Source organism: Marivita sp. S2033, assembly GCF_046592965.1.
GTDB lineage: Bacteria > Pseudomonadota > Alphaproteobacteria > Rhodobacterales > Rhodobacteraceae > Marivita.
Genome location: NZ_JBISBV010000056.1, coordinates 1 through 514 on the forward strand (window position 1 = coordinate 1; position 514 = coordinate 514).

The 514-nt window shown below is 71.6% G+C and carries 1 protein-coding gene; it reads right to left on the reverse strand.

Features of this window, described 5'->3' with window-relative positions:
* A partial coding sequence (locus tag ACGKZZ_RS17290) for a hypothetical protein (RefSeq protein WP_411224758.1) occupies positions 1-514 on the reverse strand: 514 nt, incomplete at both ends.

Here is a 514-nt window from a genome sequence, read left to right on the forward strand (position 1 = left end):
GTTGGGGCGGCGCAGGTTGAAGAACAGGTCGGCCTCTTGCATCACCGCGGCAAAGCCCGCAGCCGTCGGATCGGGCAGGATGCGGATGGCGCCCGACAGGTCCTGTGACGCGATGCGGCTGTGCAGGGTCTGCATGAAGGGCGCATCGCCGCCGTGACCGGCAATGGTGATGCTGTACCGCTCGGCCAGATCGGGCGCGGCGGCCAGCGCGTCGACCAGCAGTTCCAGCCCCTTGGTGGGGCCGATATGCCCGGTTGCGGCAAGCCGCAGGCGGGCCCCGGCGCCGGGCGCGCGGTCGGGCGGATCGACGGGGATGTCGGGACGCGGCATGAACAGCGTGAGGGCCGAGCCGGGATAGGTGGTTCCGATGGCGCGGGCGGCATAGTCGGAATGGGTGACGATGCCGGTGGCCAGCCGCGCCAGCACGTCCGACAGCGGCACCTCTGCCGCCCAGTTGCTTTCCCAGGGCACATAGGACACCGCGCTGCTGTCGCGCAGCACGCCGCCGGCGGCG